The following is a 19,106-nucleotide window of genomic DNA, read 5'->3' as shown; positions in this document are numbered from 1 at the left end:
GCTTCTGCCTGCCGAAACAGGCTTCGATATCGTCTTGCGAGTGCCCACACAGATTGTCTGATAAATTGTTAAAGAGCAGCGCGTTAGCAACCGGTGGTTGGTAACGCGAGGTGCGCATATTACGCTTTCCTCATTCAGAGTCAACTACTAATTTCGTTGAATTTCTCTGTTCTCTTTGCCGGTCACTTAACTACTTGATTCGTTGTGTGCCGTCTCGATGGATGCGCATTATAGGGAGTTCCGCGCCGCCCGCAACCGCTAATTTCAATAAAAATGACTGTTTGCTGCATTCCACAGCAAAACCCCGCTTTATACCCAGTTGTGCACAAACTTATCCACAGATTGAATCTGCACTCAAAATTGACGAGCATCACGCAATCGTTTTCGCTACAATTCCCCGCGGCGAAAAAGAGTGACCTTGTCGGCAAAATATCGATGACATGATGTGATTTTTTATAAAACTGGGGAATACCGCTCAGGATAAAGCGTATTTTATTGTGGTAGAGGATGAATCGCCCTGGTGAAAGCAGCAAAGAGTGGCATTGCTCCCTATTTTTGGGACGTTATCTGAGTTTGTTCCTCTCTATATAGTTACCTATATAAGAAGGTAGGATTCAGATAACGCTCTATTGAATGATTGCGAAGAATAACTGCGACTCCAAAGCCAAGGGATAAAACCATGCAACAACGCCGCCCAATCCGCCGTGCTCTACTCAGTGTGTCTGACAAAGCCGGTATCATCGAATTCGCCGCCGCACTTTCTCAGCGTGGCATCGAGTTACTTTCCACCGGTGGAACTGCCCGCCTGCTGGCCGATGCGGGTCTGCCCGTCACTGAGGTTTCTGACTATACCGGTTTCCCGGAAATGATGGACGGACGCGTTAAAACGTTGCATCCAAAAGTGCATGGCGGCATTTTGGGCCGTCGTGGTCAGGATGATGGCATCATGGCTCAACATGATATTCAGCCAATTGATATTGTTGTCGTGAATCTATATCCGTTCGCTCAGACAGTTGCTCGCCCGGATTGCTCACGGGAAGATGCAGTTGAGAATATCGATATCGGTGGCCCTACCATGGTGCGCTCCGCCGCCAAGAACCATAAAGATGTCGCCATTGTCGTTAAGAGTAGCGACTACCCAGCGATTATTGCCGAACTGGACGAGAATGATGGTTCATTAACTTATCCAACCCGTTTCGACTTGGCTATCAAGGCGTTTGAGCACACCGCCGCTTACGACAGCATGATTGCCAATTACTTCGGCGCGCTGGTGCCACCTTACCATGGTGATACCAAGCAGCCATCAGGCCGCTTCCCACGCACCCTGAATCTTAACTATATAAAGAAACAAGATATGCGCTATGGTGAAAACAGCCACCAGCAAGCGGCCTTCTATATAGAAGAAGAGGTTAAAGAGGCATCTGTGGCTACCGCACAGCAATTGCAGGGTAAAGCGCTCTCCTATAACAATATCGCAGATACCGATGCGGCATTAGAATGTGTGAAAGAGTTCAGCGAGCCTGCCTGTGTGATCGTCAAGCATGCCAACCCATGCGGCGTGGCGATTGCCGACTCGCTGTTGGCCGCTTACGAAAAAGCCTATAAAACTGACCCAACTTCTGCTTTCGGCGGCATTATTGCCTTTAACCGTGAATTGGATGCCGAAACCGCCAGCGCAATTATCAACCGCCAGTTTGTTGAAGTCATCATTGCCCCCGCAGTCAGCACTGAAGCACTGGCATTGCTTGCCGCCAAACAAAATGTCCGTGTTCTGACCTGTGGCCAGTGGCAGGAGCGTGCTACCGGTCTGGACTTCAAACGCGTCAATGGTGGTTTGCTGGTCCAAGACCGCGATTTAGGTATGGTGACCGCAGCCGATCTGCGCGTGGTGTCCAAGCGCCAGCCAACGGAGCAAGAACTGCGTGATGCACTGTTCTGCTGGAAAGTAGCTAAGTTCGTTAAATCCAATGCTATTGTCTATGCACGCGACAATATGACTATCGGTATAGGCGCAGGCCAAATGAGCCGTGTCTATTCTGCCAAAATTGCCGGTATTAAAGCGGCGGATGAAGGATTAGAAGTAGCCGGTTCTGCCATGGCCTCCGATGCTTTCTTCCCGTTCCGTGACGGTATCGATGCTGCTGCATCTGTCGGGATCAGTTGTGTTATCCAACCGGGTGGTTCAATCCGTGACGATGAAGTCATTGCTGCGGCTGATGAGCATGGTATCGCCATGATCTTTACCGACATGCGCCATTTCCGCCATTAATTAACCCGCTTAACGGAGTCATCTGATGAATATTTTGATTATTGGTAATGGCGGGCGTGAACACGCGCTGGGCTGGAAAGCAGCACAGTCGCCTTTAGCGGGCAAAATTTATGTCGCGCCGGGTAATGCTGGCACCGCACTAGAATCTGGTTTAGAAAATGTCGATATCGCGGCAACTGATATTGCGGGTCTGTTGGCCTTTGCTCAGAGCCATGATATTGGCCTGACCATTGTCGGCCCGGAAGCACCGTTAGTTATTGGTGTGGTTGATGCTTTCCGCGCAGCCGGTTTGACCATTTTTGGGCCAACGCAAGCCGCGGCTCAGTTGGAAGGATCTAAAGCTTTCACCAAAGACTTCCTGGCGCGCCACAATATCCCAACTGCGTTTTACCAGAACTTCACAGAGGTGGAGCCTGCTTTAGCCTATGTTCGTAAAATCGGTGCACCGATCGTGATTAAGGCTGATGGGCTGGCCGCCGGTAAAGGCGTGATTGTTGCGATGACGTTGGAAGAAGCAGAAACCGCTGTTCATGACATGCTGGCAGGCAATGCCTTTGGTGATGCAGGCCACCGTATCGTGGTGGAAGAGTTTCTCGACGGCGAAGAAGCCAGCTTTATCGTGATGGTTGATGGTGAAAATGTATTACCAATGGCCACCAGCCAGGACCATAAGCGGGTTGGCGATGGTGATACCGGTCCGAATACCGGTGGCATGGGGGCATATTCCCCGGCACCGGTAGTCACTGATGAAGTTCATCAGCGAGTGATGGAAAGTGTTATCTGGCCGACAGTGCGCGGTATGGCGGCAGAAGGTAATGTCTATACCGGCTTCCTCTATGCCGGTCTGATGATTTCCGCTGACGGGCAACCAAAAGTGATTGAGTTCAACTGTCGCTTTGGTGACCCGGAAACTCAACCCATCATGCTACGCATGCGTTCAGACTTGGTTGAATTGTGCTTAGCCGGTGCGCAAGGCAAATTGAATGAGAAAACCTCTGACTGGGACGAGCGCCCATCGCTAGGTGTGGTGTTGGCCGCTGGCGGTTATCCGGCAGATTATCGCCAGGGTGATGTCATTCATGGATTACCACAGCAGGAGGTAGCTGACGGTAAAGTGTTCCACGCCGGAACCAAACTGAATGGCAATAATGAAGTCGTCACTAGCGGCGGTCGCGTATTGTGTGTAACTGCGCTGGGTGCCACCGTCGCCCAGGCACAGCAAAACGCGTATCGGTTAGCTGAAAATATTCAGTGGGAAGGGGCTTTCTACCGTAAAGACATTGGTTATCGGGCGATTGCTCGCGGTAAATAAATCTACCCTTGTATTCTACGGGCGCAGCTTGCTGTGCCCTGCTTCTTATCAGGCCTTACAAACTACCGGCTGTCGGCTCCCAGCGGCAGAAGTCCTGATTGGCAACCAACAGCAATTGCTGACCCTGCGACGAATCCAACCACGCGACGCCCAGAGCTTGCGCACTGCCCTCTCCCCGTTTGCTCAGCCATGCCTGTGAGTTATCGTCAACTTTCAATCGCAACGTTTTCTTATCACAGGTGGTAACCACACCATCTCGCCACTGTCCCTGAATTAACCTGACATTTCCGGCGCGCAGTGCACTGCTCTGTTCGAGAATTCGTTTCGCTTCCAACTGATAGACCGCGATATTATCCGCAGAGAGCTGCTCACGCCGTTCGGCCAGTTGGCGCTGCATAAAACTCACCTGTCCTTGTTCATCAAAACGCAGCTCGACGCTCTGCGGGTTATGACCCAAATCGTTGCGCCGAATTTCCCGCAAAATGCCATTTTGATATTCGTAGAAGGTTACGCGAGTATTGTCCCCGGAATAGGGGCTGTAGACGCTCATCAGCACTTGTGGCTGCTGCTGCGCATTATCCTGACGCCATAAACGAACGACACCGCTATCGGCGATATATCCGCTGGCACTAAATTGAGGGGAACCTGACTGACTGCTACAGGCGCTGAGACCAAAGGCTAAACCGAGGGTCATCAGCACCCGCTGCATAAACAAAAGGGGCTTTGCCACCCCCCTGCTTATTATTTTCACTGACACACTATTAAGATTTAACAGAATCTTTCAGTGCTTTACCAGAAACAAACGCTGGCACATTAGCTGCAGCAATTTTGATTTCTTTACCAGTCTGTGGGTTGCGGCCAGTGCGCTCATTACGATGGTTTACCTTGAAAGTACCAAAACCAACCAATTGTACTGGATCACCGTCTTTCAGAGATTCGGTAATTGCAGCCAGTGTGGACTCCAAAGCAGCTTTAGCTTGTGCTTTAGAAAGGTCCGCTTTGTCCGCGATTACGTCAATCAGTTGAGTCTTATTCATAAGTTATCCTTACAGTGTGTTTATCGTTTGCAAAGCATCGAGTGCGACGGATATGCCGATGGACAGCACTCTCCTGCATACACGCACCGATAGCCACTTTTTTTCGCCCCCCAAATGTAGAACAGACAGGGGGCAGATGTGAAGCCTTAAGACGTGACAAATCAGGCGTTAAATCACGTTTTCTTGCCTTATTGCGTTAAATTTATGCCAATGTTGCTAACAGCCGCTTCCCGCAGGTCAGATCGTAGCCCTTTTATCAGATCTAAGTCGCGCTCTTCACAGTCAGCTAACAGACGGAAAATCTCCCATTGGATATCCCATTCTTCTTCAATCGCAGGCAAAATTTTCAGTTCTTCATCGGTCATTTCTTTACCGGCCAACGTCATTTCCAACATTGCAACGGTACGAATTGATGCTTCGCTGATAGCGACAGCATGTTCCAGTGTTTCACCACTCAAACGCGAATGGATGGCCTCGCCCAATGCAATACAGGCATCGATGGCAGGATAAACACCGTAGATAGCATAGTCATCGGCTGAAGGAATTGCCTCTTCCAGCTTCTCTAACTGGCTATCAAAGTTAACTTTTGCGTCTTTTATGACCAAAGTTTCCCAGATCAGGTCCAGAATGCGCCGGTAAACAGCCGGGTCGCCAAATTCAGTTTCCAGACAAAATTGCTGATAGTTGGGATACATCCGCTCACATAAGCAAGCCATGAAAGTCAGGTGTTGCCAACTTTCCAGCTTCTCGAGACGTAGATGAATCGGATTACGTATCATTATAAGTTCTCATTATTCATTATCTGCGCGGCAGTGTACCCGAAATTAAATCATATCCCTATGGTTGCCAAGTAAATCAGGATTTTTCCGCACCCAACGCTGAAATTGCGGGCGGTTTGAGGCGATAGCATCAGCCCAACGGGTTGGCTCAGGCAAACGGTAGCCCGCCATGCAAGCCTGTACCCACGCCAAAGTACTGCTAACACTGACCCGATGACCGGGCGAGATAAACAGTGGATTGCAACGGACTTTGCTGCGCCACACCCAGCCAAGTTGCTCATCACCATCAATGAGTGGTTGTAATGCGCCGTTATCGCTCTCTAGCGGCAGAGAGTGCCCACACAGGCGACTTTTGGCGACACCAATGGTCGGAACATCAACCAACAGCCCAAAATGGCTGGCAACGCCTAAACGACGCGGATGTGCGATACCTTGCCCATCAACAAACACCAGTTGAGGCCGTTGCTGCAACTGCCCCCAGGCGGCTAATAATGCAGGATATTCACGGAAAGAGAGTAAACCGGGGATATACGGCAGTGAAGTTGCCACGCGGGCAACCTGATATTCCACCAGTTCTAGCGAGGGATAACGCAAAATCGCGATAGCAGCACGGGTAATCTCCCCCTGCTGCTCAAAACCAACATCCGCACCGGCAATAAAGTGCACTGACCCACTATCAAAATCATCGTGAAGAATAATGTCAGATGCTCGTTGTAACTGTTCTGCCCGTAACGCTTTGGTATCTATCATCGACCAACCTCCCTCGCGCTTGAAGCTACAGTGCGGTTACCCGCCGCCCCAATGACTTTGGGTATAAGCGATTAGTTTTGATGATAAGGCTTTGATAACGTATGCACTGCATCAACAAAAGCCCCTGCATGTTGTGGCGGAACATCCTGATGAATGCCGTGCCCCAGATTAAACACATGCCCTTCACCCTGGCCAAAACTTGCGAGAATAGTACTCACTTCCTGCTCAATACGGGCAGGTGGTGCGTATAACACAGAGGGGTCCATATTACCTTGCAGAGCGACCTTATCACCCACCCGACGGCGCGCATCGCCGATATCCGTGGTCCAATCCAACCCTAATGCATCACAACCGGTAGCAGCCATTGCTTCCAGCCATTGCCCGCCACCTTTAGTGAACAAGGTCACCGGTACCCGACGCCCGTCGTTTTCGCGGATCAGGCCATCGACGATTTTATGCATGTAGTTCAAGGAGAATTCAAGATAATCACGCCCTGTCAGTACCCCGCCCCAAGTATCAAACACCATCACAGATTGAGCGCCAGCTTTGATTTGCGCATCGAGATACAAGATGACGCTATCGGCCAGTTTATCCAGTAGCAGATGCAGGGTTTGCGGCTCGGCATACATCATTTTCTTCAGTTTGGTGAACGCTTTGCTACTACCACCTTCAACCATATAGGTTGCCAGCGTCCATGGGCTGCCGGAAAAACCAATTAATGGCACTGCACCTTTCAGCTCACGGCGAATGGTTCTTACCGCGTTCATCACATAACCCAATTCCTGTTCTGGGTCGGGGATGGGTAACTTTTCGACGTCGGCGCGACAAGTAATCGGGGATTGGAAGCGTGGGCCTTCACCGGTTTCAAAATAGAGCCCCAGCCCCATAGCATCGGGGATGGTCAGAATGTCTGAAAACAGAATCGCGGCGTCCAATGGATAGCGACGTAATGGCTGCATCGTCACTTCACAAGCCAGTTCCGCATTTTTGCACAGCGACATAAAATCCCCGGCAACCGCGCGGGTAGCTTTATATTCCGGCAAATAACGGCCCGCCTGACGCATCATCCATACCGGCGTTACATCTACCGGTTGACGCAATAAGGCTCGCAGATAGCGATCGTTTTTCAACTCATTCATGGTGGAGCTCCCTTAATTATCTGGCGGCCATCTTTTAGCGGACCATATTGTAGCATGTCAGATAATACTTTCCTGCTAACTGCCGCCGCTATTAAGGGCGCGATAATGACTCACTCTCATGGGGTTTAAACTGCGTCGGCTATGAGGTTAGCGCTTCAGTACTCCCTTCTGATTAGATCAACTCACGGTGCTCGCGGCATAACACCACGGTATCTTCAATTAATCGTCGTGCTACGGTGCCTGGCGGCGGCAGTAATGGCAATTGGTCATAACGATACCAACCGGCATTTAGCAGCTCTTTAGGGTCATGTCGTAATTCACCACTGTCATACTCGGCCATAAACGCCATCATCAGTGAATGGGGGAACGGCCAAGGCTGTGATGTTACGTAGCGCAGATTTTTAATGTGAATATTACTTTCTTCTAAAACTTCACGGGAAACCGCCTGCTCCAGAGTCTCACCCACTTCGACAAAGCCTGCCAATACGGTATTAATGCCGCCACGATGCCGTACATGCTGCGCCAATAAAATTTCATCATCACGGCGAATGGCAACAATCACACAAGGGGCGACTTGTGGGTAATAGCGCTCACGGCAATGATTACACAGACAAGCCCACTCGGAACGGCTGGCCTGCATTTGGTGACCGCAATAACCACAAAAACGGTGAGAACGATAAAACTCTGCCAGTTGCACACCACGCCCAGCCAATTGGAACAAGCCGCGATCCACATCCAGTAATTGCCGCACGGACCCCATATCAGTAGACATCATCTGACGGATCAGCCATACCGCCTGCCCTTGCCATTCACCGATTTGCCTTGCCGTTGCGCCCTGCAATGACCAATTAGCGGCATTACCTTGTGGTAACTCCCCTTTCGGCAACCATAATTTGTTTTCATGACTGACAATCCACCAGCCACTTTCTTTACCTGTAAGTTGTAGTTCCATATCGTTGTTGCACAACCTCGACTTCACTGGCAATCTAGAATCCGGCTTGTTACATTTTTGTAACCCACTATTACTTTTCCTTACTCACGGAGTCGTTCATGCTCAACCGACTAGAAAGCCTGACTCAACGCGTTGGCGGCAGTAATGAATTAATTGATCAATGGCTTCATGCGCGTAAAGAACTGTTAGTTTCATATTGCACAGTGATCGGTATTAAGCCGCAAAAAGAAAAGCATACCCCGCTTAACGAAAAAGCGCTGGAGAACTTTTGCCATAATTTAGTGGATTATCTCTCTTCCGGGCATTTTCATATCTATGACAGAATTATCAAACAGGTGGAAGGCGCGTCTAGCCCAAAAATGGCGCTGACGACCAAAGTGTATCCTGCGTTAAAAAATAATACTCAAACGATCATGACATTCCATGATCGTTATACCAACATTGAGATCGATCAGGACAGTTGTATCGAGTTTCAACAAGCATTATCTGATATCGGTGAAGCCCTTGATGCCCGTTTCCGCTTGGAAGATCAATTGATTCAATGGGCATCCGAGTCGTGGCAAGCCGCCCAGCCAGTTATTCAAACAGGGCAGGTAAAATAGCCCACTGAACAGCACGGGCTTGTAGTTTTAATTCAACCTCGTATAGTAAAGATTCTTGTCGGAGTGCCTAGCGATTGCCTTTTTAGGAAAGCAAACGCAGGCTGAGACCGTTAATTCGGGATCCGCGGAACCTGATCGGGTTAATACCCGCGAAGGGAACAAGAGTAATTTATCGCTACAGGCCCGGTCTTTATCCTTACAGGTAGCTGCCGGTTACTGGCCAACATCGTTACTCCCGCCAAGCTCCAGACAAGCAATTTTCCCTATAAACCACACTGGTAGGAATTGCTATGTCTAATAATACAACCACTAAAAGTTCATCACGCCCACGTAAGCCTATTCCACGTAAACAACAACGTGAACAAGCTCAACAGTTTATTGATACCTTGCAAGGTGTCACTTTCCCCAACTCCCAACGTATTTACCTACAAGGCTCACGGCCAGATATTCTGGTACCGATGCGCGAAATCCAGCTCAGTCCGACACTGATTGGCGGTGGCAAAGACGCACCACGCTATGAAGATAACGAAGCCATCCCGGTGTATGACACTTCCGGCCCATATGGTGACTCAAATGCCAAACTGGATGTTCACAGCGGGCTACCCAAATTACGCGATAGCTGGATAGCTGAACGCCAGGATAGCGCCGCACTGACCTCTGTCAGCTCTGGCTTCACCCAACAACGTTTAGCCGACGAAGGCTTGGATCATTTGCGTTTTGAGCATCTGCCACACCCGAAGAAAGCCATCACAGGCAAATGCGTCACCCAACTGCATTACGCCCGTCAGGGTATCATCACGCCAGAGATGGAGTTTATCGCACTGCGAGAAAATATGGGCCGTGAACGTATTCGCGGTGAAGTACTACGCCAGCAGCATCCAGGACAGGCTTTTGGCGCTAACCTGCCAGAAAATATCACTGCCGAATTTGTACGTCAGGAAGTGGCGGCGGGCCGAGCTATCATTCCCGCCAATATTAACCACCCAGAATCTGAGCCGATGATTATTGGTCGTAACTTTTTAGTGAAAGTGAATGCCAATATCGGTAACTCTGCGGTGACCTCCTCCATCGAAGAGGAAGTAGAAAAACTGGTGTGGTCAACCCGCTGGGGTGCAGATACCGTGATGGATTTGTCCACGGGACGCTATATCCATGAAACCCGCGAATGGATCCTGCGCAATAGCCCGGTCCCTATTGGTACCGTTCCTATCTATCAGGCATTAGAAAAAGTAAATGGTGTGGCTGAGAACCTAACCTGGGAAATGTTCCGTGACACGCTGTTGGAGCAGGCCGAGCAAGGGGTGGATTACTTTACTATCCATGCCGGTGTGTTGCTGCGTTATGTGCCGATGACCGCCAAACGCTTGACCGGTATCGTCTCCCGTGGCGGTTCAATTATGGCGAAGTGGTGCCTTTCCCATCATCAGGAAAACTTCCTGTATCAGCATTTTCGCGAAATCTGCCAGATCTGTGCGGCCTATGATGTCTCACTGTCACTGGGTGATGGTCTGCGCCCTGGTTCCATCCAGGATGCCAATGATGAAGCCCAGTTCGCTGAACTGCATACCTTGGGTGAATTGACCAAAATCGCCTGGGAATATGATGTGCAGGTGATGATTGAAGGCCCCGGTCATGTGCCGATGCAGATGATTCGCCGCAATATGACCGAAGAGTTGGAACACTGCCATGAAGCACCATTCTATACCTTAGGCCCGCTAACCACGGATATTGCGCCAGGTTATGACCATTTCACGTCAGGTATTGGGGCGGCCATGATTGGCTGGTTCGGTTGCGCCATGCTGTGTTACGTCACACCGAAAGAACATCTTGGCCTGCCTAATAAAGAGGATGTGAAACAAGGACTTATTACTTATAAAATCGCCGCCCATGCCGCAGATTTGGCCAAAGGCCACCCCGGTGCGCAGATCCGCGATAATGCCATGTCGAAAGCGCGCTTTGAATTCCGCTGGGAAGATCAGTTCAATCTGGCGCTTGATCCAGAAACCGCACGAGCCTATCACGACGAAACCCTGCCGCAGGAGTCCGGCAAAGTGGCCCACTTCTGCTCAATGTGCGGGCCGAAATTCTGCTCGATGAAAATCTCTCAGGAAGTCCGCGACTATGCCGCTACGCAAGAACAGGCTGCGGCGCAAGAGCTAGCAGCGACACAAGAAACAGCAGCCCAACCGATCGAAATTTTACAATCAGGTATGGAACAGATGTCAGCGGAGTTCCGCTCTCGCGGCAGCGAGCTGTATCACAGCCCCGTTAACCTCAAGAGCGAGGCCAATAATGAACCTGTCTAATCATGCCTCATTTTCTGCAAAGAAAGGTTTCCCTGCGACGGTACAGCGTCTTGGTCTCTATCCCGTCGTCGATAGCCTACTTTGGATAGAGCGCCTGCTTGCCGCAGGTGTAACCACAATACAACTACGTATCAAAGAGTTAGATGATGCGCAGGTAGAACAAGACATTGCCGCTGCCATAGCGTTAGGCAAACGCTATCAGGCACGCTTATTTATCAATGATTATTGGCGGCTAGCGATTAAGCATGGTGCCTATGGTGTTCATCTGGGTCAGGAAGATCTGGCAACAGCCGACTTGGCCGCGATTCAGCAAGCTGGATTACGGCTGGGCGTATCAACTCATGATGAGCAGGAACTGGCGATAGCTAAAGCTGTCCGGCCCTCTTATATCGCCATGGGTCACATCTTCCCCACACAAACCAAGCAAATGCCGTCATCACCACAAGGGTTGACGGTGCTCAAGCAGATGGTCGACAACACGCCAGACTACCCGACCGTTGCCATCGGCGGCATCAGCATTGAGCGCGTACCGGCGGTCCTGGCCACGGGTGTCGGTAGTGTAGCGGTCGTCAGTGCTATTACCCTGAGTGACGATTGGCAGCAGGCAACAGCACAATTACTGCACCTGATCGAGGGCAAGGAGCTGGCTGATGACAAACAAGCATGAGTTGAGTGACAGCGAATTCTTGCGCTACAGCCGCCAGTTATTACTGGAGGATATCGGCCCTGAGGGCCAGTTGAAGCTGAAAAGTGCCAGTGTGCTGATTATCGGCCTTGGCGGCCTTGGTTCGCCTGCTGCGCTCTATTTGGCGGCAGCCGGCGTCGGTAAGCTATTACTGGCGGATGATGACCAACTGGAACTGACCAATTTACAGCGCCAGATCCTGTATCGCACCACAGATATCAGCCAAACATCCTTTGCTAATCAAAGTAAAGCACGGTTAGCCCAGCGTCATTTGCAAAGCCTCAATCCGTTGATTGAGGTTGTCCCATTTGATACGCGGCTGCTAGGTGCGGCATTGGCCGATGCGGTAGCTAACGCTGATTTGGTGCTGGATTGCAGCGACAACATGGAGACGCGCCATCAGGTAAATGCAGCCTGTATCACCGCACAAAAACCATTAATTAGCGGTAGTGCCGTGGGATTCAGCGGGCAATTGCTGGTGATTGAGCCGCCTTATTCTCAAGGCTGCTACGCCTGTCTATATCCCGATAAAGAATTACCACAACGTAACTGCCGTACTGCTGGCGTATTGGGGCCGGTGGTCGGCGTCATTGGCACCTTGCAAGCACTGGAGGCTATCAAGATGTTGGCAGGACTGCCGTCGGCACTGAGCGGGAAATTACGCTTATTCGATGGCAAGCAGCAGAGCTGGAGCACCCTGCAACTGACTCGGGCGAAGCATTGCCCTGCCTGTGGAGGTTCACAGTGAAAACGGGTCACATACAGATTGTGCTCAATGATCAGCCGTTAGTGGTGGTGAGCAATATCACCGCTGAAATGCTGCTCAATCAGCTCAAACGCCACCAGCCGGGTACGGCTCTGGCAATTAATCAGGTCATCGTCCCCCGCACTGACTGGGAAAAATGCCAGTTACACGAGGGTGATAACATTTTGCTATTCCAAGCGATTGCCGGGGGCTGACATGCTGAAGATCGCCGATACCACTTTTACCTCACGTTTATTTACCGGTACGGGAAAATTCTCCACCCCTGAATTGATGCTGGAAGCATTGCGCGCCTCGGGGTCACAACTGATTACTATGGCGATGAAGCGGGTTGATTTACGGGCCGGGAACGATGCAATTCTTGCGCCCTTGCAACAATTAGGTGTGCGTTTGCTGCCTAATACCTCGGGGGCTAAAACTGCGCAAGAGGCTGTATTTGCCGCCCGTCTGGCGCGCGAAGCGCTGGGTACCCATTGGGTAAAATTGGAAATTCATCCCGATGTGAAGTATTTACTGCCTGACCCAATAGAAACCCTGAAAGCCGCCGAAATACTGGTCAAAGAGGGATTTGTTGTTTTGCCTTACTGTGGCGCGGACCCGGTATTGTGCAAGCGGCTGGAAGAAGCAGGCTGCGCTGCCGTCATGCCATTGGGTGCACCGATTGGCTCAAATTTGGGCTTACGTACCCGCGACTTTCTGCAAATCATTATCGAGCAGGCCAAAGTGCCCGTGGTAGTCGATGCTGGAATTGGTGCGCCAAGCCATGCGCTTGAGGCAATGGAATTGGGAGCTGATGCCGTGCTGGTTAATACCGCAATTGCCGTGGCACGCTCACCCGTGCACATGGCGCATGCTTTCCGTTTGGCGGTTGAATCCGGTGAATTGGCGCGTCAGGCTGGGCTTGGCAACCAACAGTTTGGCAGGGCCATTGCCACCAGCCCACTGACTGGCTTTCTCAGCCAGTTAGAGGAGGAGCATCATGTCTGAAGATTTCAGCCAACACTGGCAACAATTAGATTGGGATGATATTTCTCTGCGTATTAACAGTAAAACCGCCACTGATGTTGAACGGGCCATTAATGCCGTCAAACCGAATCGCGACGACTTAATGGCGTTGATTTCGCCCGCAGCACTGGCTTATCTCGAACCGATGGCGCAGAAGGCTCAACAATTAACCCGCCAGCGTTTTGGTAACACGGTGAGTTTTTATGTGCCGCTCTACCTTTCTAATCTGTGTGCTAATGATTGCACTTATTGTGGTTTCTCGATGAGCAATCGCATCAAGCGCAAAACCTTAGATGAAGCAGAAATCATCCGTGAGTGTGATGCTATCAAAGCGCTAGGCTTTGAACATCTGCTACTGGTCACTGGTGAACATCAGGCAAAAGTAGGAATGGATTACTTTCGTCGTCACTTCCCAGTCATCCGTAGTCGATTCAGTTCACTGATGATGGAAGTTCAACCATTGGCGCAAGAAGAGTATGCGGAGCTAAAAACGTTGGGATTAGACGGTGTGATGGTTTATCAGGAAACCTATCACCCAGCGACTTACCAGCAACATCACTTGCGCGGGCATAAGCAAGATTTTCACTGGCGACTGGCAACCCCAGATCGTCTCGGTCGGGCTGGGATCGACAAGATCGGACTAGGTGCGTTGATCGGGCTGTCTAATAGTTGGCGCACTGACTGTTATATGCTGGCGGAGCATCTGTTTTATCTGCAACAGACCTATTGGCAAAGTCGCTACTCTATTTCGTTCCCACGACTACGACCTTGTGCGGGCGGTATCGAGCCAGCATCTCTGATGAGTGAGCCGCAACTGCTGCAATTGATCTGTGCTTTTAGATTGTTTGCCCCGGATGTGGAACTGTCGCTATCTACCCGTGAATCACCTTTCTTCCGCGACAATGTCATTCCGGTCGCGATTAATAATGTCAGTGCGGGTTCCAAAACTCAGCCTGGTGGGTATGCAGATAATCATCCAGAACTTGAGCAATTCGCTCCGCATGATAATCGCACACCGGAGCAGGTAGCACAGGCATTGACACGGGCGGGGTTACAGCCGGTGTGGAAGGATTGGGATCGCCATTTAGGGCGTTCTCTGCAATAAACCGACCGTTTAAATCCTAAAAAAAGCAAAAAAAAACCGCCCCATAAGGAGCGGTTTTTACGTTGGTGAGCAACAAAGAGATTAGTCTTTGCTGTTACCAAAACCGGCGTTAAGCAATTCAGCCAGGTTAGCCGTTGCTTCATCCGCGCTAACTTGCGGTACAACAGGAACTTCACCCAGAGCTTTACGGCGTGCACGATCCTGATGATAAGCGTAACCGGTACCGGCTGGGATCAGACGGCCCACGATTACGTTTTCTTTCAGGCCACGCAGTTCATCACGTTTACCGGCAACTGCCGCTTCAGTAAGAACGCGCGTGGTTTCCTGGAACGAAGCCGCAGAGATGAAGGACTCGGTCGCCAAGGATGCCTTGGTGATACCCAGCAGGTCACGCGTGAACGTAGCCTCGATTTTGCCTTCGGCTGCCAGCTTACGGTTAGCGATTTTAACGCGAGACATTTCTGCCTGCTCGCCTTCCAGGAAGTCAGTGCTACCTGAGTCAACGATGGTGCCTTTACGCAACATCTGACGAACGATAACTTCGATGTGTTTATCGTTAATCTTAACGCCTTGCAGACGGTAAACTTCCTGCACTTCGTTGGTGATGTAACGGGTAACCGCGTGAACGCCACGCAGACGCAGAATGTCATGTGGAGATTCTGGGCCGTCGGATACCACGTCACCGCGTTCTACAATTTCACCTTCGAACACGTTGAGCTGACGCCATTTCGGAATCATCTCTTCGTATGCATCGCTACCATCCAACGGTGAGATAACCAGACGACGTTTGCCTTTGGTCTCTTTACCGAACGAGATGATCCCGCTGATTTCAGCCAGGATTGCAGGCTCTTTCGGACGACGTGCTTCGAACAAGTCAGCAACACGTGGCAGACCACCGGTAATATCCTTGGTACCGCTTGATTCCTGAGGAATACGCGCCAGGGTATCACCTGCACCGATCTGAATGCCGTCTTCCAGCTGTACAATCGTTTTACCTGGCAGGAAGTATTGAGCAGGCATATCAGTACCTGGGATCAATACATCGTCGCCTTTGGCGTCAACGATTTTCAGTGCCGGACGCAGGTCTTTACCGCTACCGGTACGCTCTGCACTATCCAGTACTACCAGAGAAGACAAACCAGTCAGTTCGTCGGTCTGGCGGGTAATGGTCTGGCCGTCAACCATGTCCGCGAAGCGAATGAAACCGCTCACTTCGGTCACAACTGGCATGATGTGCGGATCCCAGTTCGCAACGGTTTCGCCGCCCTGGACTTCTGCGCCATCGCCTTTAGCCATTACTGCACCGTAAGGCACTTTGTAGCTTTCTTTAGTACGACCGAATTCGTCGATCAGCTTCAGCTCGGTATTACGAGAAGTAATAACCAGCTTGCCCGCTGCATTGGTAACGAACTTGACGTTGCTCAGTTTCAAGCTGCCTTTGTTCTTAACCTGAATGCTAGACTCTGCTGCCGCACGAGATGCCGCACCACCGATGTGGAACGTACGCATCGTAAGCTGGGTACCCGGCTCACCGATTGACTGTGCTGCAATAACACCAACTGCTTCACCTTTGTTGATGATGTGACCACGTGCCAGGTCGCGACCATAGCAGTTTGCACACACACCAAAGTCAGTTTCACAGCTTACTACTGAACGAACTTTAACGCTGTCGACGGAGTTTTCTTCTAACAGATCACACCATTTTTCGTCCAACAGGGTGTTACGCGGAACCAGAATATCAGCCGTACCCGGCTTGATAACTTCTTCTGCGGTCACACGACCCAGAACGCGATCGCGCAGTGGCTCTTTAACATCACCACCTTCGATAACCGGGGTCATCACGATACCGTTATGGGTACCACAATCGTCTTCGGTTACCACCAGATCCTGTGCCACGTCAACCAAACGACGGGTCAGGTAACCGGAGTTCGCAGTTTTCAATGCGGTATCCGCCAAACCTTTACGCGCACCGTGGGTTGAGATGAAGTACTGAAGTACGTTCAAACCTTCACGGAAGTTCGCAGTGATTGGCGTTTCAATGATCGAACCATCTGGCTTGGCCATCAGACCACGCATCCCTGCCAGCTGACGAATCTGTGCAGCAGAACCACGCGCACCGGAGTCGGCCATCATAAAGATGCTGTTGAATGACACTTGCTGTTCGACAACGCCGTCACGGTTGACAACATCTTCTACAGACAAGTTATCCATCATTGCCTTGGCAACACGTTCGTTAGCCGCGGCCCAGATATCGATCACTTTGTTATAACGTTCGCCTGCGGTTACCAGACCAGATTGGAACTGCTCCTGGATCTCGGCAACTTCAGTTTCAGCTTCTTCGATGATCCCTGCTTTCGCTTCTGGGATAACCATGTCATCGATACCTACAGAGGCGCCTGAGCGTGCTGCGTAAGCAAAACCGGTGTACATGATCTGGTCAGCAAAGATAACCGTTGGCTTCAAGCCCAGGATGCGGTAACAGGTGTTCAGCATCTTGGAGATAGCTTTCTTGCCCAGCGGCTGGTTCACGATAGAGTAAGGCAGGCCTTTCGGGACGATCATCCACAAAATAGCACGGCCAACTGTCGTATCGATGATGCTGGTGCGCGTAATGCTTTCGCCTTCGACATTACGAATTTCTTCAGTAATACGTACTTTTACGCGAGCATGTAGCGATGCCAGGCCACCACGATAAATACGTTCAGCTTCTTTCGGGCCAGTCAGAACCATGCCTTCGCCTTTGGCGTTAACACAGTCGCGGGTCATGTAATACAGACCCAATACAACGTCCTGAGAAGGAACGATGATTGGCTCGCCGTTCGCTGGTGACAGGATGTTGTTGGTAGACATCATCAACGCACGCGCTTCTAACTGAGCTTCCAGTGTCAGCGGTACGTGAACAGCCATTTGGTCACCATCGAAGTCGGCGTTATATGCCGCACAAACCAATGGGTGCAACTGGATTGCCTTACCTTCGATCAGAACCGGTTCAAACGCCTGGATACCCAAACGGTGAAGGGTTGGAGCACGGTTCAGCAGCACTGGGTGTTCGCGGATAACTTCATCCAGGATATCCCAAACCACAGCTTCTTCACGCTCAACCATCTTCTTGGCGGCTTTAATGGTGGTAGCAAGACCACGCAATTCCAGCTTGCCGTAGATGAACGGTTTGAACAGCTCAAGAGCCATTTTCTTAGGCAGACCGCACTGATGCAGACGCAGGTATGGACCAACGGTGATAACCGAACGACCTGAGTAGTCAACACGTTTACCCAGCAAGTTCTGACGGAAACGACCTTGCTTACCTTTGATCATGTCAGCCAGTGACTTCAACGGACGCTTGTTAGAGCCGGTAATCGCACGACCGCGACGGCCGTTATCCAGCAATGCATCTACTGCTTCTTGCAGCATACGCTTTTCGTTACGTACGATGATGTCAGGAGCCGCCAAGTCCAGCAGGCGCTTCAAACGGTTGTTACGGTTGATCACGCGACGATACAAATCGTTCAGATCAGAAGTCGCAAAACGACCACCATCCAACGGAACCAATGGACGCAAGTCTGGCGGCAACACAGGCAGCACGGTCAGGATCATCCACTCTGGCTTATTGCCAGACTGTACGAACGCTTCCAGCAGCTTGATACGCTTAGTCAGCTTCTTACGCTTGGTTTCAGAATTTGTTTCGTTCAATTCTTCACGCAGGATCTCGCACTCAGCTTCCAGATCCATGTTTTTCAACAGGGCCTGAATCGCCTCGGCGCCCATTTTCGCGTCGAACTCATCACCAAACTCTTCCAACGCGTCCAGATACTGCTCTTCAGTCAGGATCTGACGACGTTCCAGGTTGGTCATACCGCCTTCAACAACCACATAGGATTCGAAGTACAGTACACGTTCGATGTCACGTAATGGCATATCCAGCAGTAAACCGATGCGGGATGGCAGCGATTTCAGGAACCAGATGTGCGCAGTTGGAGAAGCCAGTTCGATGTGACCCATACGCTCACGGCGCACTTTGGTTTGAGTCACTTCAACGCCGCATTTCTCACAAATAACACCACGGTGTTTCAAACGCTTGTACTTACCGCACAGGCATTCGTAATCTTTTACTGGGCCAAAGATACGGGCACAGAAAAGGCCGTCACGTTCTGGTTTGAACGTACGGTAGTTAATGGTTTCCGGCTTTTTAACTTCACCGAACGACCATGAACGGATCATGTCTGGCGATGCCAGAGCAATTTTGATCGCATCAAACTCTTCGGTCTTAGTTTGCGCTTTCAGAAACTTTAATAAGTCTTTCACGGATTGGCTCCTGTCGGAGTTAGACCTGATAGGCGCTCAAACGAAATTTGAGCGCCCCTGTGACCAGTACGAACCACCAGCAGACTCCCGGCTGTAAGAG

The 19,106-nt window shown here is 50.7% G+C and carries 16 protein-coding genes and 1 riboswitch; of the genes, 9 read left to right on the top strand and 7 right to left on the bottom strand.

Annotated elements, in window-relative coordinates:
• The first annotated feature begins 679 nt into the window (after positions 1-679).
• Both purH and purD read left to right on the top strand, forming a co-directional pair.
• Positions 680-2,269, top strand: coding sequence for a bifunctional phosphoribosylaminoimidazolecarboxamide formyltransferase/IMP cyclohydrolase (gene purH / locus V2A85_RS08290; RefSeq protein WP_420071231.1), 1,590 nt, complete (start codon positions 680-682; stop codon positions 2,267-2,269).
• Between the two features lie 25 nt (positions 2,270-2,294).
• Entirely contained in the window at positions 2,295-3,581 is a 1,287-nt protein-coding gene (purD, locus tag V2A85_RS08285; RefSeq protein ID WP_372560007.1) for a phosphoribosylamine--glycine ligase, read from the top strand.
• 55 nt (positions 3,582-3,636) lie between these two features.
• Here purD and V2A85_RS08280 read toward each other — a convergent pair whose 3' ends face one another.
• The 6 genes from V2A85_RS08280 to nudC form a co-directional block, all read right to left on the bottom strand.
• The gene (locus V2A85_RS08280) at positions 3,637-4,290 is read right to left on the bottom strand and encodes a DUF1481 domain-containing protein (protein WP_372560664.1); all 654 of its coding nucleotides are present in this window, start codon (positions 4,288-4,290) and stop codon (positions 3,637-3,639) included.
• A gap of 52 nt (positions 4,291-4,342) precedes the next feature.
• On the bottom strand, positions 4,343-4,618 hold the full coding sequence (gene hupA, locus V2A85_RS08275) for a nucleoid-associated protein HU-alpha (RefSeq protein WP_004876782.1): 276 nt from the start codon (positions 4,616-4,618) through the stop codon (positions 4,343-4,345).
• Positions 4,619-4,806: 188 nt separating this feature from the next.
• The gene (locus V2A85_RS08270; protein ID WP_372560008.1) at positions 4,807-5,397 is read right to left on the bottom strand and encodes a YjaG family protein; all 591 of its coding nucleotides are present in this window, start codon (positions 5,395-5,397) and stop codon (positions 4,807-4,809) included.
• 45 nt (positions 5,398-5,442) lie between these two features.
• A complete protein-coding gene (nfi, locus tag V2A85_RS08265) occupies positions 5,443-6,147 on the bottom strand; it encodes a deoxyribonuclease V (protein ID WP_420071230.1) in 705 nt (234 codons plus the stop codon).
• Between the two features lie 71 nt (positions 6,148-6,218).
• Positions 6,219-7,286: a uroporphyrinogen decarboxylase gene (gene hemE, locus V2A85_RS08260; RefSeq protein WP_420071229.1), complete on the bottom strand. Its 1,068-nt coding sequence runs from the start codon at positions 7,284-7,286 to the stop codon at positions 6,219-6,221.
• A gap of 172 nt (positions 7,287-7,458) precedes the next feature.
• Complete coding sequence (gene nudC / locus V2A85_RS08255) at positions 7,459-8,238, bottom strand: NAD(+) diphosphatase (RefSeq protein ID WP_372560011.1); 780 nt, start codon at positions 8,236-8,238, stop codon at positions 7,459-7,461.
• Between the two features lie 98 nt (positions 8,239-8,336).
• On the opposite strand from nudC, the gene rsd reads away from it, so the two are divergent.
• From rsd to thiH, 7 genes are all read left to right on the top strand, one after another.
• Positions 8,337-8,840 (top strand): sigma D regulator, encoded by a 504-nt coding sequence (gene rsd / locus V2A85_RS08250; RefSeq protein ID WP_372560012.1) that lies wholly within the window; start codon positions 8,337-8,339, stop codon positions 8,838-8,840.
• Between the two features lie 49 nt (positions 8,841-8,889).
• Positions 8,890-9,015: riboswitch (TPP riboswitch) on the top strand.
• A gap of 115 nt (positions 9,016-9,130) precedes the next feature.
• Positions 9,131-11,146 carry a phosphomethylpyrimidine synthase ThiC gene (thiC, locus tag V2A85_RS08245; protein WP_420071228.1) on the top strand — a complete coding sequence of 672 codons (2,016 nt, stop codon included), beginning with the start codon at positions 9,131-9,133 and terminating at the stop codon, positions 11,144-11,146.
• Positions 11,133-11,813: a thiamine phosphate synthase gene (gene thiE, locus V2A85_RS08240; RefSeq protein ID WP_372560014.1), complete on the top strand. Its 681-nt coding sequence runs from the start codon at positions 11,133-11,135 to the stop codon at positions 11,811-11,813. Before thiC ends, thiE begins: the two co-directional genes overlap by 14 nt.
• Positions 11,797-12,579: a HesA/MoeB/ThiF family protein gene (locus tag V2A85_RS08235; RefSeq protein ID WP_420071227.1), complete on the top strand. Its 783-nt coding sequence runs from the start codon at positions 11,797-11,799 to the stop codon at positions 12,577-12,579. Before thiE ends, V2A85_RS08235 begins: the two co-directional genes overlap by 17 nt.
• Complete coding sequence (gene thiS, locus V2A85_RS08230; RefSeq protein ID WP_372560016.1) at positions 12,576-12,791, top strand: sulfur carrier protein ThiS; 216 nt, start codon at positions 12,576-12,578, stop codon at positions 12,789-12,791. The genes V2A85_RS08235 and thiS overlap by 4 nt, the downstream gene beginning before the upstream one ends.
• Position 12,792: 1 nt before the next feature.
• On the top strand, positions 12,793-13,581 hold the full coding sequence (locus V2A85_RS08225) for a thiazole synthase (RefSeq protein WP_420071226.1): 789 nt from the start codon (positions 12,793-12,795) through the stop codon (positions 13,579-13,581).
• Complete coding sequence (gene thiH, locus V2A85_RS08220) at positions 13,574-14,704, top strand: 2-iminoacetate synthase ThiH (protein ID WP_420071225.1); 1,131 nt, start codon at positions 13,574-13,576, stop codon at positions 14,702-14,704. Before V2A85_RS08225 ends, thiH begins: the two co-directional genes overlap by 8 nt.
• Positions 14,705-14,785: 81 nt before the next feature.
• Here the strand turns inward: thiH and rpoC are convergent, their stop codons facing one another.
• The gene (rpoC, locus tag V2A85_RS08215; protein ID WP_005192331.1) at positions 14,786-19,006 is read right to left on the bottom strand and encodes a DNA-directed RNA polymerase subunit beta'; all 4,221 of its coding nucleotides are present in this window, start codon (positions 19,004-19,006) and stop codon (positions 14,786-14,788) included.
• Positions 19,007-19,106: the final 100 nt, after the last annotated feature.

Origin of the sequence: Yersinia sp. 1252 StPb PI (assembly GCF_048593885.1) — a bacterium.
Classification (GTDB): Bacteria; Pseudomonadota; Gammaproteobacteria; order Enterobacterales; family Enterobacteriaceae; genus Yersinia; species Yersinia enterocolitica_E.
The sequence above is the reverse complement of the archived record's forward strand: the minus strand, read 5'-3'. Positions and strand labels throughout refer to the sequence as shown.

Bases quoted from the DNA above. Each gene is read 5' to 3' on its own strand.
- purH (WP_420071231.1), top strand. From the start codon at position 680: ATGCAACAACGCCGCCCAATCCGCCGTGCTCTACTCAGTGTGTCTGAC.
- purD (WP_372560007.1), top strand. From the start codon at position 2,295: ATGAATATTTTGATTATTGGTAATGGCGGGCGTGAACACGCGCTGGGC.
- V2A85_RS08280 (WP_372560664.1), bottom strand. From the start codon at position 4,290: ATGCAGCGGGTGCTGATGACCCTCGGTTTAGCCTTTGGTCTCAGCGCC.
- hupA (WP_004876782.1), bottom strand. From the start codon at position 4,618: ATGAATAAGACTCAACTGATTGACGTAATCGCGGACAAAGCGGACCTT.
- V2A85_RS08270 (WP_372560008.1), bottom strand. From the start codon at position 5,397: ATGATACGTAATCCGATTCATCTACGTCTCGAGAAGCTGGAAAGTTGG.
- nfi (WP_420071230.1), bottom strand. From the start codon at position 6,147: ATGATAGATACCAAAGCGTTACGGGCAGAACAGTTACAACGAGCATCT.
- hemE (WP_420071229.1), bottom strand. From the start codon at position 7,286: ATGAATGAGTTGAAAAACGATCGCTATCTGCGAGCCTTATTGCGTCAA.
- nudC (WP_372560011.1), bottom strand. From the start codon at position 8,238: ATGGAACTACAACTTACAGGTAAAGAAAGTGGCTGGTGGATTGTCAGT.
- rsd (WP_372560012.1), top strand. From the start codon at position 8,337: ATGCTCAACCGACTAGAAAGCCTGACTCAACGCGTTGGCGGCAGTAAT.
- thiC (WP_420071228.1), top strand. From the start codon at position 9,131: ATGTCTAATAATACAACCACTAAAAGTTCATCACGCCCACGTAAGCCT.
- thiE (WP_372560014.1), top strand. From the start codon at position 11,133: ATGAACCTGTCTAATCATGCCTCATTTTCTGCAAAGAAAGGTTTCCCT.
- V2A85_RS08235 (WP_420071227.1), top strand. From the start codon at position 11,797: ATGACAAACAAGCATGAGTTGAGTGACAGCGAATTCTTGCGCTACAGC.
- V2A85_RS08225 (WP_420071226.1), top strand. From the start codon at position 12,793: ATGCTGAAGATCGCCGATACCACTTTTACCTCACGTTTATTTACCGGT.
- thiH (WP_420071225.1), top strand. From the start codon at position 13,574: ATGTCTGAAGATTTCAGCCAACACTGGCAACAATTAGATTGGGATGAT.